At 70.8% G+C, this 12,357-nt stretch carries 16 protein-coding genes; 7 read left to right on the top strand and 9 right to left on the bottom strand.

Features of this window, described 5'->3' with window-relative positions:
* Positions 1–4: 4 nt before the first annotated feature.
* From spt to obgE, 6 genes are read right to left on the bottom strand one after another with little or no spacing between them, the layout of a single operon-like run.
* Positions 5–1,279, bottom strand: a complete 1,275-nt coding sequence (spt, locus tag FHY03_RS02655) for a serine palmitoyltransferase (protein WP_183921714.1) — start codon at positions 1,277–1,279, stop codon at positions 5–7.
* A 5-nt stretch (positions 1,280–1,284) separates the two neighbouring features.
* Positions 1,285–1,527 carry an acyl carrier protein gene (locus FHY03_RS02650; protein WP_183921713.1) on the bottom strand — a complete coding sequence of 81 codons (243 nt, stop codon included), beginning with the start codon at positions 1,525–1,527 and terminating at the stop codon, positions 1,285–1,287.
* 43 nt (positions 1,528–1,570) lie between these two features.
* Entirely contained in the window at positions 1,571–2,476 is a 906-nt protein-coding gene (locus FHY03_RS02645; RefSeq protein ID WP_183928562.1) for an NAD(P)-dependent oxidoreductase, read from the bottom strand.
* The gene (gene proB, locus FHY03_RS02640; RefSeq protein WP_183921711.1) at positions 2,473–3,576 is read right to left on the bottom strand and encodes a glutamate 5-kinase; all 1,104 of its coding nucleotides are present in this window, start codon (positions 3,574–3,576) and stop codon (positions 2,473–2,475) included. The genes FHY03_RS02645 and proB overlap by 4 nt, the downstream gene beginning before the upstream one ends.
* Positions 3,577–3,611: 35 nt before the next feature.
* The gene (locus FHY03_RS02635; RefSeq protein ID WP_260158621.1) at positions 3,612–4,322 is read right to left on the bottom strand and encodes a Uma2 family endonuclease; all 711 of its coding nucleotides are present in this window, start codon (positions 4,320–4,322) and stop codon (positions 3,612–3,614) included.
* Between the two features lie 49 nt (positions 4,323–4,371).
* Positions 4,372–5,424, bottom strand: coding sequence for a GTPase ObgE (gene obgE, locus FHY03_RS02630; protein WP_183921709.1), 1,053 nt, complete (start codon positions 5,422–5,424; stop codon positions 4,372–4,374).
* A gap of 156 nt (positions 5,425–5,580) precedes the next feature.
* On the opposite strand from obgE, the gene FHY03_RS02625 reads away from it, so the two are divergent.
* Together FHY03_RS02625 and FHY03_RS02620 are read left to right on the top strand one after the other, a co-directional pair.
* Positions 5,581–5,994 (top strand): hypothetical protein, encoded by a 414-nt coding sequence (locus FHY03_RS02625; RefSeq protein WP_183928560.1) that lies wholly within the window; start codon positions 5,581–5,583, stop codon positions 5,992–5,994.
* Positions 5,994–6,344 (top strand): hypothetical protein, encoded by a 351-nt coding sequence (locus FHY03_RS02620; RefSeq protein WP_311721290.1) that lies wholly within the window; start codon positions 5,994–5,996, stop codon positions 6,342–6,344. Before FHY03_RS02625 ends, FHY03_RS02620 begins: the two co-directional genes overlap by 1 nt.
* Before the next feature lie 141 nt (positions 6,345–6,485).
* On the opposite strand, the gene FHY03_RS02615 is transcribed toward FHY03_RS02620, so the two are convergent.
* Positions 6,486–6,845: a glycine zipper 2TM domain-containing protein gene (locus FHY03_RS02615; RefSeq protein WP_183921706.1), complete on the bottom strand. Its 360-nt coding sequence runs from the start codon at positions 6,843–6,845 to the stop codon at positions 6,486–6,488.
* Between the two features lie 150 nt (positions 6,846–6,995).
* Here FHY03_RS02615 and FHY03_RS02610 point away from each other — a divergent pair, with 150 nt between their 5' ends.
* Positions 6,996–7,961 (top strand): esterase-like activity of phytase family protein, encoded by a 966-nt coding sequence (locus FHY03_RS02610; protein ID WP_183928558.1) that lies wholly within the window; start codon positions 6,996–6,998, stop codon positions 7,959–7,961.
* 69 nt (positions 7,962–8,030) lie between these two features.
* Here FHY03_RS02610 and rpmB read toward each other — a convergent pair whose 3' ends face one another.
* Positions 8,031–8,327 carry a 50S ribosomal protein L28 gene (rpmB, locus tag FHY03_RS02605; protein ID WP_183921704.1) on the bottom strand — a complete coding sequence of 99 codons (297 nt, stop codon included), beginning with the start codon at positions 8,325–8,327 and terminating at the stop codon, positions 8,031–8,033.
* 181 nt (positions 8,328–8,508) lie between these two features.
* Here rpmB and FHY03_RS02600 point away from each other — a divergent pair, with 181 nt between their 5' ends.
* The 4 genes from FHY03_RS02600 to FHY03_RS02585 all read left to right on the top strand — a co-directional run bounded on the left by FHY03_RS02600 (position 8,509) and on the right by FHY03_RS02585 (position 10,144).
* Positions 8,509–8,730: a hypothetical protein gene (locus FHY03_RS02600; protein ID WP_260158620.1), complete on the top strand. Its 222-nt coding sequence runs from the start codon at positions 8,509–8,511 to the stop codon at positions 8,728–8,730.
* A gap of 63 nt (positions 8,731–8,793) precedes the next feature.
* On the top strand, positions 8,794–9,249 hold the full coding sequence (locus FHY03_RS02595) for a nucleoside deaminase (RefSeq protein ID WP_260158619.1): 456 nt from the start codon (positions 8,794–8,796) through the stop codon (positions 9,247–9,249).
* A 157-nt stretch (positions 9,250–9,406) separates the two neighbouring features.
* Positions 9,407–9,793 (top strand): hypothetical protein, encoded by a 387-nt coding sequence (locus tag FHY03_RS02590; protein ID WP_183928556.1) that lies wholly within the window; start codon positions 9,407–9,409, stop codon positions 9,791–9,793.
* A gap of 78 nt (positions 9,794–9,871) precedes the next feature.
* Positions 9,872–10,144 carry a DUF3297 family protein gene (locus tag FHY03_RS02585; RefSeq protein ID WP_183921701.1) on the top strand — a complete coding sequence of 91 codons (273 nt, stop codon included), beginning with the start codon at positions 9,872–9,874 and terminating at the stop codon, positions 10,142–10,144.
* A 167-nt stretch (positions 10,145–10,311) separates the two neighbouring features.
* On the opposite strand, the gene FHY03_RS02580 is transcribed toward FHY03_RS02585, so the two are convergent.
* Complete coding sequence (locus FHY03_RS02580) at positions 10,312–12,174, bottom strand: ABC-F family ATP-binding cassette domain-containing protein (RefSeq protein WP_183928554.1); 1,863 nt, start codon at positions 12,172–12,174, stop codon at positions 10,312–10,314.
* Positions 12,175–12,357: the final 183 nt, after the last annotated feature.

The raw sequence follows: 12,357 nt of genomic DNA, 5'->3' as shown, positions 1-12,357 counted from the left end.
CGGCTCAGGCCGCCGTGATCGCCCCGACTTGCTGACCCGCCGCGGCGAACATCGCGACCACGCGGTCGATCTGTTCGGCGCTGTGCTCGGCGCAGATCGAGCAGCGCAGCAGGAACGTGCCCGTCGGCGTCGCGGGCGGGCGCGCGACGTTGACGTACAGCCCGGCCTCGAGCAGCCCCTGCCACATCGCCACCGCCTGCTCCTGGTCCTCCAGGATCACCGCGACGATCGCCGAGTCGGGCGCCGCGGTGCCCAGGCGGAAGCCCAGCGTCTTGAGCCCGCCGTGCAGCCGCCGCGCATTGTCCCACAGCCGCGCGCGCTTGTCGTGCGCGTGCATCAGCTTGCGCACCGAGGTGGCGGCGGTGGCGACCACCGACGGCGGCAGCGAGGCGGTGAAGATGTACGGGCGGCAGGACAGGCGTAGCGCCTCGAACTTGGGATGGTTCGAGATGCAGAAGCCGCCGACGGTGCCGACCGACTTGGAGAAGGTGCCGATCACGAAATCGACGTCGTCGCCGAGCGTCAGGCCCAGCTCCTCGTACACGCCGCGGCCGTGTTCGCCGAAGAAGCCCATCGAGTGTGCCTCGTCGACCAGCACCATGCAGCCGTGCTTGCGCGCCACCGCGACCATCTCGCGCAGCGGCGCGATGTCGCCCAGCATCGAGTAGACGCCCTCGAGCACGACCAGCTTGCCCGGCTCCTTGGGCAAACGGCCGAGCCGCTTGTCGAGGTCCTCGACCGAATTGTGGCGGAACCGGACGATCTCGGCGTCGCCCATCTTGCAGCCGTCGTAGATCGAGGCGTGGCTGTCGGCGTCGAGAATGACATATTCGCCGCGGCCCGCGATCGTCGAGATCACGCCGAGGTTGGCCTGATAGCCGGTGGAGAACACCATCGCGTGCGCGGCGCCGTAGAACTCGCGCAGCGCGTCCTCGGCGTCGACATGGTCGCGGAAGGTGCCGTTGAGCATGCGGCTGCCATTGGTGCCGCTGCCGAACTGCTCCAGCGCGCGCTTCCCCGCCGCGATCACGTCGGGGTCGAAGGTCATGCCCATGTAATTGTAGGTGCCGAGCAGGATCGTCTCCTGCCCGCGGATCACCGCGGTGGTGGGCGAGCGCACCTCCTCCATGACGATGCCGAAGGGATCGCGCACGCCCGACGACATCAGCTTGTCGCGCTCGGCGATCAGCGGGTCGAACTTGGCGAACAGGTCGTGCGCGGTCGGCGCGGGCGCGACGGTCTCGGGCAGCGCCTCGGGCTGGAGGCCGGTCTCGGTCATCGTATTCAGCCCCGCAGCTTCTCGACCGCGTCGGCGAGCTGCCCCACGGTCTCGATCTCGGCCTGCATGTTCATCGTGATGATGATGTCGAACTCGTCCTCGATCGCGGCGACGAAGTCCATGACGGTGAGCGAGTCCCACTCCAGATCGCCCTGGAAGGTGGTCGCCTCGGTGATCTCGATGCCCTTCTTGTTGAAGGGTTCGATCTGCGTGCGGAGCGTGTCGAGGATCGTGCTGCGGTCGGTCATGGGCTCGGCTGTGGCCTTGAAATGCGGCGGATGTCGGGCCGCGCTATAGCAGGCCCTGGGCGCGATACCATCGCGCCGTGGCGGCCAGCCCCTCCGCCGCGCCGATCCGCGCGCGCCACAGCTCGGCCGGGGGCGCCTGGGCCGGATCGGCGGTCCAGTCGGGGTGGACCATATAAGCCACGCGGTCGGCCGTCAGCTTTGCGCCCGAACCGCGGAACAGCGCGTCGCCGCGCGCGGCGAGGCGGAGCAGCGCGGCGGGCAGCGGCAGCGGCAGCGCGCGGCGACCGACCGCGGCGGCGATCGCGCGCGCGAACTCGGTGTAGCGCAGCGCGCCGTCGGGGCTGGCGGGCTCGTAGATGGCGTGCGCACCCGTTCCCGGCCGCTCGGCAAGCGTCAGCAGCAACCGCGCGAGGTCGTCGACGTGGATGATCGAGAGCCGGCCGTTGGGGGGCAAGGGCACCATGCCGCGCCGCGCCGCGCGGAACAGGTCGCGCTGCTCCATGTCGCCCGGGCCGTAGACGCCGGGCGGGCGGACGATCGTCCAGTCGAGCCCGCTGGCGGCCACCTCCGCCTCCGCGCCCGCCTTCGACCAGCCGTAATTCGACAGCCTCGGCTCGCGCGCTGCGAGCGAGGAGACGTGGACGAAGCGCGCGACTCCCCAAACCTTGGCCGCCTCGACCACGGTTCGCGTGCCCTCGATGTTGGCAGCGGCGAAGCCGGCGCGGTCGGGTGCGTTCACCGCGCCGGCGACATGGACCACCGCGTCGGCGGTCGACACCAGCCCCGAGACTGCCGCCGCCTCGTCGAGCGCGCCCGCCACCCAGGTCACGCCGTCCCGCTCCGCCTGCGCCCGCCGCGCCAGCGCGCGCACTTGGTGTCCGGCGGCGAGCGCCTGCTGCAGCAGCGCGCCGCCGACGAAGCCGGTCGCGCCGGTCAGCGCCAGGATCACAGCAGCGCCATATGGTTGCGGTGGACCAGCGCGGCGCGCGGGGCATAGCCGAGGATCGCCGCCTGCTCGTCGCTGCGCCGTCCGAGCAGTCGCGCCGCCTCGCCGGCGTCATATTCGGCGAGGCCGCGCGCGATCGTTCCCGCCGGGCCCTCGATGGTGACGAGATCGCCGCGCGCGAACTCGCCCTCCACCCGCGTCACCCCGGCGGCGAGCAGGCTGCGACCCTCGGTCAGCGCGCGCGCCGCGCCGGCGTCGACGTGGAGCGCGCCGCGCGCGGTCAGCCCGCCGGCGAGCCACGCCTTGCGCGCGGGCGCGGCGCGCTCGGCGACGAAGAGCGTGTGCCGCGCCGCGGCCGACAGCGGCGCCTCGGCGCCCCCCGAGGCGATCGCGAGCGCCGCGCCCGCGGCATTGGCGATCCGCGCCGCCGCGATCTTGGAGACCATCCCGCCCGAGCCCATGCCCGAGGCCGAGCCGCGATCGGCCATCGCCTCGATCGCGGCGTCGATGCGCTCGACGCGGGCGATGTGCTGAGCGCCGGGCAGCGCGGGGTTGCGGTCGTACAGGCCGTCGACGTCGGAGAGCAGCACCACGCCCTGCGCCGCCGCGGCTTGCGCCACGCGCGCGGCGAGCCGGTCGTTGTCGCCGAAGCGGATCTCCTCGGTGGCGACCGAGTCGTTCTCGTTGATCACGGGCACGACGCCGAGCTGGAGCAAGCGGTTGAGCGTCGCCGCGGCGTTTAGGTAGCGGCGCCGCTCCTCCAGATCGCCGAGTGTCACCAGCATCTGCGCCGCGGTCAGCCCGCGCGCGCCGAGCACCTCGGCCCACACGCCGGCGAGCGCGATCTGCCCGGTCGCGGCGGCCGCCTGCGCGTCCTCCAGGCTGGCGCGCCCGCCCTTGGCGAGACCGAGCCGGCGTGCGCCGAGCGCGATCGCGCCCGAGGAGACCACCGCGACCTGCTGCCCGGCGGCGACGCGCTCGGCGATGGCGGCGGCAATCGTCTCGAGCCAGGCGCGGCGCACGCCGCCGGCGTCGTCGACGAGCAGCGCCGAGCCGATCTTGACGATCAGGCGCGGGCAGGCGGTGGGCGGGAACAGCGACATGGCGCGGCGAGCGGTAGCGCGCGCGTGCGCCGGGCTCAATCGCGCGCGAAGATCTCGGCGTGAGGGAGGGTGAGGTTCAGCGCGGGCAGGGCGAGATCGAGCAGCGAGTCATGCGCGACGTCGTTCCATGCGCGCGGCCCGGTGCGCTGGAGCACGCGCAGGCGCTCGGCCGCGATGTCGACGAACACGATCGTGTCGACGCTGGGAAGGGCTCTGTACTCCTCCAGCTTGACGGTGAGATCGGTACGCACGGTGCTGCCGGAGATGACCTCGAAGAGGACGTAAGGATCGGCGAAGGCGCGCTCGTTGTCGTAGGACGGGTCGCTCTTGCCGTGGAAGACGGCCACGTCGGGTCGTCGTACCGAAAGGTCGCCGATGCGTGTCGCCAGCTGCGAGGAATAGGCGGCGAACCCCGAACCACGTAGGCTGGTCGCGAGAAAGGTCAGGACGTTGCCGGCCACTTCGCCATGGCGCTTGGTCGCGCCAGTGATGATCCGAATGACGCCGCGGTCGAGCTCCGCCTTCTCCTCGCCGAAGTCGATCGAGAGGAAGGGCTCGGCCGTGAGCGGCGCGTAGATTGGCATGATGCCCGCGGACATACTCTCACCATCATAGCGGCGTAAGCGCGGCGCGTTATCCTCACGAATAGTCGACCTGCCACTGCCGTCATCCCGGACTTGGTCCGGGATCCACGGCGCCGCGCACTCAAGTGCGGCGATGCCTGCGGGCTGGTGAGTCCGGACCAAGTCCGGGATGACGGCAGGAAAGGGTATGATGCCCTCTACCGTCCTCGTCTCACCCCCGCAGCGGCGACCATTCCAGCGCTTCCTCCTCGCCGTCGTCGTCGACCGGCGACCCGCTCGTCGGAATCGCCTCGAGCAACTTGTCGAGCGCCCAGTCGACACCGACGCCGCTCGCGCCCGAGAGCGGGATCACCTCGGCGCCGCTCGCTTCCTCCAGCTCCGCCGCCAGCGCCGCGATCAATTCGTCGTCGAGCGTGTCGATCTTGTTGAGCGCGACCACGACGGGCTTGTCCTCGAGCCCGCCGCCATAGGCTGCCAGCTCGTCGCGCACGATGCGGTAGCTCTCCGCCACGTCGTCGTCATTGGCGTCGATGAGGTGGAGCAGCACGCGGCAGCGCTCGATATGGCCGAGGAAGCGGTCGCCGATGCCCGCGCCCTCGGCGGCGCCCTCGATCAGCCCGGGGATGTCGGCGACGACGAATTCGCGCTGCTTGTGGCGCACCACGCCGAGCTGCGGACGAGTCGTGGTGAAGGCATAGGCGCCCACCTTGGCCTGGGCGTTGGTGACCTGGTTGATGAAGGTCGACTTGCCCGCGTTGGGCAAGCCCACCAGCCCCGCGTCGGCGAGCAGCTTGAGCCGCAGCCATACCCAGGCCTCGTCGCTGGGCCAGCCGGTGCCGTGCTGGTGCGGCGCGCGGTTGGTCGAGGTCTTGTAGCTGGCGTTACCGCGCCCGCCGTCCCCGCCGCGCAGGAACACGATCCGCTCGCCCACCTTGGTGAGATCGGCCAGCAGCGTGCGCTCCTCGTCGTCGGCGAGGATCTGCGTGCCGACCGGCACCTTGATGACGAGGTCCTTGCCGCCCCCACCGGTGCGGTTGCTGCCCGATCCGCCGGTGCCGCGCGGCGCGCGGAAATGCTGGGTGTAGCGGAAGTCGATCAGCGTGTTCAGCCCGGCGACCGCCTCGAAGACGATGTCGCCGCCCTTGCCGCCGTCGCCGCCGTCGGGGCCGCCATATTCGATGTACTTCTCGCGCCGGAAGCTGACCGCGCCGGGGCCGCCCGCGCCCGAGCGCACGAAAATCTTTGCCTGATCGAGGAAATGCATGGCGCGCTCCGTACCGCGTCGTGGCGGTGAAAGCGACAGGCGCGTGGGCGCGGGTTGCCTGCCGCTCCGGGCTGGCCGTAGGAGCAGACGACGGCGCATCGGGCGCCGATGGAGCGCACGTTGGTCGACAGCAGCTGGAACCGGGGCGGAGCAGTGATGGCTGGCGAATGCCGCGACGCCGGACCGAGCGCCGAGGAGCGCGCCCGGTCGAGCGAGGCACGCGCCGCGATGCGCGCCGAGGCGATGACGGCACGGCTCGAGTCGCGCGCGGCCGCACGCGAGGCGCAGGCGCAGGAGCGCGAGGCGGCGCGCCGCTCGCGCCGCGAGGCCGCGGCGGCGCTGGCCGAGCGCGACCCGCATCGCGCCGCCGCCGAGCGCAAGCGCGGCTCGGGGCGGCGCGACGTGGTGCGGCAGGACCGCGACGTCAGCGGCTATGCTACGCTGGTCGACGGCGAGCGGATCCGCACGCTCGCGGCGCGCGGCGCGAGCGTCGCCGGACTCGCCGCGGTGTTCGGCCTGGGCGAAGACGAGATCGCGCGGGTGCTCGCCGCGGACGCGGAGGAGGCATGATGGCGGCGGTGTGGGACGCAGCTGCGGTGCGCCTCTGGCTGGAGCGCCGGATCGAGGCGGCGCGCGCCGACCAGGTCACCGCCGAACGCCACGGCCGCGTGGGCCACGACGATTGCGACCAGGCCGCGGCCGAGGAGATGGTGTGCGCGGCGCTGCTGCGCGGTGGGGCGAGCGACAGCCAGGATTCGCTGACCGCCGCGCTGAAGGCGCTGCAGGACAAGGACGAGTTCATCTGGCGCGGCGTCTACGACGATCGCAAGTTCGACCGTCACGCGCGCGGGCAGATCCGCAAGCTGATGAAGATGGCGAAGACCAACTCGGGATTCGAGCGGCTCGGCCATTATCAGTGAGGCGGCGGTCGCCCGCCACATGACTACGGGTCCGGCACCCGAAGGTACCGGACCCGCGCCCTCCTACTCTACGCGAGGGAACTCGTGGCGGTCGGGACGGTGAGGCCGCTCGGCCACGCCCGCCCCTGTAACCGCAAGAAGTTAACGGCAGTACCGCGGGTTGTTCGACTTCTCGATCGCGTTGCCCGCGACCGCGCCGCCGACACCGCCCAGCACCGTGCCGAGCGTGCGGTCACCGCGCGAGTCGATCACCCGGCCGAGCAGGCCGCCGGCGATCGCGCCAACCACCGTCCCGGTGGTGCCGCCCGAGCAGCGCTGGTTGTAATTGTACCGGCGTGAGTCGCCGCGGCGGTCATAGTCGCGGTAGCTGCTGCGATCGTAGCGATAGTCACGATAGTCGCGGTCATAGCGGCCGTAACGCTGCGCGTCGGCGGCGGTCGGCACGATCGCGGCGGTACCCATCGCGAGCGCGGCGCCAGCCAGAGCGAGATTCTTGAACATCTGTCATCTCCCGTTTGCTTGTTCCGGTCGGCGGGGCTTCCCGTCGATGATGCGGTTATGCTCGAGTCGCGTTGAGCCGACCCTGAATGCGCCCGTTATCGAAGGTTCATCCTCCTTTCCCCCGCGGCATGCCTCCCGTAGAGCGCCGCGATGCGCTGGTTCCTCTCCCTGCTCGCGGTGCTGCTGCTGGTGCCGGGCTGGACGGGCGAGGCGCGGCTGCCGGTCCTGTCACCCGACGCCACGGTGCGGGCGCGCTGGCTCGCGCCGGCGGGCGGTTGGCCACGACGGATCGGCCTGCTCCAACCGGTCGGCGCACTCGCGCTCAGCTCGGATGACCATGCCTTCGGCGGCTATTCGGCGCTGGCGCTGCGCGGTGACGAGGCGGTGCTGCTGAGCGACGGCGGCCAGTTTCTTCGCCTCAGCATCGCGGGCCGGCACCTTCGCAAGCGCGCGATCGTCACGCTGCGCGAGGGGCCCGGTACCGGCTGGATGAAGGAGGATAGAGACAGCGAATCGCTGGTGCTCGACCGGACCACGGGCGTCGTCTGGATCGGCTACGAGCGCGTGAACGCGATCTGGCGCTACGCCCCCGACCTTCAACACGCGCTGGGCGCAGTGGCGCCCCGACCGATGCGCTATTGGGGCGCCAATACCGGACCCGAATCGCTGGTACGGCTCAATGACGGCCGCTTCCTCGTTATCCAGGAAGGCTGGCGGGGCATGATCGAGCCGCGCAACGCGTTATTGTTCGACGGCGATCCGACCGTGTCCGGCGACTATGGCAGACCGCTACACTATCGCCCGCCCGAGGGCTTCGCGCCGAGCGACGCCGCCGTGCTGCCCAACGGCGATGTGCTGGTGCTCAACCGGCGCTGGCACTTCCCACCGCTGCGATTCGACTCGGTGCTGGTGCGGATCGCGCGCGACTCGATCCGCCCCGGCGCGCTGCTCGCCGGACCGATCGTGGCCGATCTCAGCCCGATCATGGAGCGGGAGAATGCCGAGGGCATAGCGGTGACGGTGGAGCGCGGCGCGACGATGATCTGGGTGGTCACCGACAATGACATGTCACGCTGGCGCCCGACCGTGCTCGCCAAGTTCCGCTGGCTCGGCTGAGCCGCGCACGCGAAGCGGCCCGCCGTCACGGGGACGGCGGGCCGCGATCGATCGGATCGGAGAAGCGGATCAGGCCGCGACGGCGGCTGCGCGCTTCTTCACGATATCGCGCTTCAGGCGACGCGCCTTGAGCGACAGCTTGTCGTCCGAGGTCTTGACCAGCCAGTTGTCCAGCCCGCCGTTATGCTCGACCGAGCGCAGCCCGTGGGTCGAGACGCGCAGCGACACCGAACGCTCCAGCGCGTCCGACAGCAGCGTGACGTTCTGCAGGTTCGGCAGGAACGTGCGCTTGGTCTTATTGTTGGCGTGGGAGACGTTGTGCCCCACCTGCCGGCCCTTGCCGGTCAGCTCGCAGATGCGCGACATGTGATCGATCCTGAATATCGGTTGCCCGGAAAGTGGGGCGCGATAGCCCGCGGCGGCGGATCGGTCAAGCGATCACGCGTTCGGCCAACTCGGGCCAGCGGCAACCTCGCTCCCGGCGGCGCGTTGTAGCGGCACAAGCGTTGTTGCGCTAACGTACCGATCGGGAGGATATCACATGCGCATGTTGCTCGCTCTGGTGGGGATCGCGGCCCTGGTGCTGCTCGCCGCGATGATGCTGGGGTTCGTCAAGTTCGATCAGACGCAGACCGCGCAGCTGCCGCGGCTCGAGGGCGGCCAGGCGCCCAAGTTCGAGGCGGACGTCGCCAAGGTCAGCGTCGGCACCGAGAACAAGACGGTCGAAGTGCCCAAGGTGGACATCCAGAAGCCCGGCGAGCAGCGCTGACCCTGAGCGGCGTCGAGCCGCTCGGGGTGGTCGAGGAGCGCGCGGCACGCTAGGTGCGCCGGCATGTTCCCGCTGCCTCCCGCGATGCGTCAGGCGCTCGACGCCGCGCGTGACGCCGCGGCGCGCGGCGAGGTGCCGGTGGGGGCCGTGGTGATGTGCGGCGAACAGGTCGTCGCCGTGGCGGCCAACGCGCCGCGCGCGCTCTGTGACCCGACGGCCCATGCCGAGATGCTCGCGATTCGCGCCGCCGCGCGCGCGCTCGGCCGCGACCGGCTGGAGGATTGCGACCTCTGGGTGACGCTCGAACCCTGCGCGATGTGCGCTGGCGCGATCGCGCACGCGCGGGTCGCACGGCTCTATTTTGGCGCGGACGACGCCAAGGGCGGCGCGGTGGAGCACGGGCCGCGCTTCTTCGCGCAGCCGACCTGTCACCATCGCCCGGAAGTCTATGCCGGCATCGGTGCGGGCGAGTCGGCGATGCTGCTCCGCGACTTCTTCTCGGCGCGGCGCGCGGGCTGAGCGATCGGACGTGGCCTGCCCGAACACGCCCGCCACCTAGACGCTCGATGAACGCCACATTCCGGCACGGTTCACCGCGGCTCGGTTAACTCCCGCAACAGGCTCGCATCACTCTGCGTTGGACCCATCATGCGAACCGAGTTGAGGAGGTCTTGAGATGTCGGGACTGTGGAAGAAGGCGGGGCTCGCCACCGTGCTGGTCGCAACCGCGCTGACCAGCGCCGCGCCTGCCCAGGCGCAGCGCTACTGGCGCCATCGCGACCGCGGCGGTGATACGGCGGCGGGCGCGCTGATCGGCGGCGTGATCGGGCTGGGACTGGGCGCGGCGATCGCGTCGAGCAACAACCGTGACCGTTACTATGACCGCTACGACCGCGACTATTACGCCGATCGGGGCTATTATGACCGCGGCTATTACCCGGCGCCGCCGCCCCGCGTCTATTATCGCGAATATGCCCCGCCGCCGCGGGCTTATTACTACGAGCCGCGCGGTTATTACCGCGACTATGATCGGCCGCGCGGTTACTACGGTTACGGCTACTGACCCATCGGGCGGCGCGGGAGCGATCCCGCGCCGTTTTTTGTTGGCCTGAGCGTGCAGATTGCGGCATGGCGCCGCGCCATGACCGACACGCCTCCCGACCATCTCTCGATCGACCCGTCGAGCCCGCACTTCGACCAGGCCGCGCTCCAGCGCGGGGTCGGCATCCGCTTCAAGGGCGTCGAGCGCCGCGACGTCGAGGAATACAGCATGTCCGAGGGCTGGATTCGCGTCGCGCTCGGCAAGAAGGTCGACCGCCACGGCCGTCCGCTGACGATCAAGCTCACGGGCCCGGTCGAGGCCTGGTTCGAGCGCGGCGGCGAGGATGAAGGCGCGGAGGGAGCGGGCGAGTAAGCCCCTTCATTCCTCCCCTGCAAGGGGAGGAGGACCGCGCCCGAAGAGCATGGTGGAGGGGTGTCGCCGGTGGTGAGCCGAGCGACGCTCGCCGACGGGGTCACCCCTCCGTCGCGCTACGCGCGCCACCTCCCCTTTCAGGGGAGGATTGAACCCCAGCCGCCCCCTCAGTTCGCGCTTTCCAGCGTCTCGCTCGCCTCCATCCAGCGCAGCTCGACCGTGTCGAGCACCGCCTGCACGTCGCCGCGCATCCGGCTCAGCTCGCCCATCGGCTTGCCGCGCCAGCGCGGGTCTGCGCCGCCCGGGTCCGCCATCGCGCGCTCGATGCCAGAGCGCTCCGCGGTAAGCCGCGCGATCTCCGCCTCCAGCTCGCGCACCGTCTTGCGCAAGGCGGCGTCGCGGTCGCGCCGCTCCGCCGCAGCCTTCTTGTCGGCCTTGCGCTCGGCCTTGCTCATCCCCGGCTTGGCGGGATCGCCCTTGAGCACGAAGGCGATGTAATCGTCGAGGCTGCCGTCGAACTCGCGCGCGGTGCCCTCGTCGACCAGCACCAGCCGGTCGGCGGTGAGTTCGAGCATGTGGCGGTCGTGGCTGACCAGCACCACCGCGCCCGAATAGGCGTTGAGCGCCTGCACCAATGCCTCGCGCGCGTCGACGTCGAGGTGGTTGGTGGGCTCGTCGAGGATCAGCAGGTGCGGCGCCTCGCGCGTGATCAGTGCCAGCGCCAGCCGCGCGCGCTCGCCGCCGGAGAGCTTGCCCACCTTGGTGGTCGCCTTGTCGCCCGAGAAGCCGAAGCGGCCGAGCTGCGCGCGCACCGCGGCGGGCGTCGCGCCCTTCATGATGCGCGTCATATGCTCGAGCGGCGTGTCGTCGGTGTCGAGCTCCTCGACCTGATATTGCGTGAAATAGCCGACCTTCATCTTGGGGGTCGCGTTCATCGCGCCCTCCAGCGGGGTCAGCTGCGCCGCGAGCAGCCGCGCCAGCGTGGTCTTGCCGTTGCCGTTGCGCCCGAGCAGCGCGATCCGATCGTCCGGATCGAGCCGCAGGTTGAGCCGCTTGAGGATCGGGGTCGCGTTATAACCCACGCTGGCGAGATCGAGCGTGATCAGCGGCGGACGCAGCTCGCTCGGATCGGGGAAGCCGAACGACAGCGTCGGATCGTTCGCCATCTCCGCGATCGGCTGCATCTTGGCGAGCATCTTCTGCCGGCTCTGCGCCTGCTTGGCGGTCGACGCGCGGGCCGAGTTCTTGGCGATGTACGACTGCAATTTCTCTCGCTGCGCCGCCTGGTTGGCACGCGCTGCCTCCAGCTGCGCCATGCGCTCGGCGCGCTGGCGCTCGAACGCGTCATAGCCGCCCGGGTACAGCGTGATCTTGCCGCCCTGGAGGTGAAGGATGTGGTCGACGACGTTGTTGAGGAAGTCGCGCTCGTGGCTGACCACGACGATCGTCGCGGGATAGCCCTTGAGGAAGTCCTCCAGCCACATCACCGCCTCGAGATCGAGGTGGTTCGACGGCTCGTCGAGCAGGAGCAGGTCGGGCTGGGAGAAGAGCAGGGCGGCAAGCGCGACGCGCATCTTCCACCCGCCCGAGAAGCTGTCGAGCGGGCGCTGCTGCATCTCCTCGTCGAAGCCGAGGCCGATCAGGATCTGCGCGGCGCGGGCGGGGGCGGTATAAGCGTCGATCGCGATCAGCCGCTCGTAGACGTCGCCGAGCCGGTCGGGATCCTCGCACGTCTCGCTCTCGATCATCAGCGCGGCGCGCTCGAGGTCGGCGGCGATCACCGTGTCGAAGGGTGTGGCGTCGCCCGCGGGCGCCTCCTGCGCGATATAGCCGAGCCGCGCGCCCTTGGGCATGTCCGCGGAGCCGTCGTCGGGTTCGAGCTGGCCCGCGATGACGCGCACCAGCGTCGACTTGCCCGCGCCGTTGCGCCCGATCAGGCCGACGCGGCTGCCGGGCGGCAGCGCCGCGGTCGCGCCGTCGAGGATCGTGCGCCCGCCGAGGCGCACGGTGATGCCGTTGAGGTTGAGCATGCGCGCGCGTCTACCCGATCGCGGCGGGGGCGGGAAGGTGGGTTGGATGGGCACCTCCCCCCTCTTCCGTCATCCCGGCGAAGGCCGGGATGACGGAAGAGGGGGGACGCCCTAACGGGGCGGAGCGGAGCGGGTACCGTGCTCCTGCGCACGCAGGAGCCTCGGGGGCGCGGGCCCGTCGCT

The sequence above is a fragment of the Sphingomonas sp. BK345 genome (assembly GCF_014193845.1).
Taxonomy (GTDB): domain Bacteria; phylum Pseudomonadota; class Alphaproteobacteria; order Sphingomonadales; family Sphingomonadaceae; genus Sphingomonas.
The sequence above is the reverse complement of the archived record's forward strand: the minus strand, read 5'-3'. Positions and strand labels throughout refer to the sequence as shown.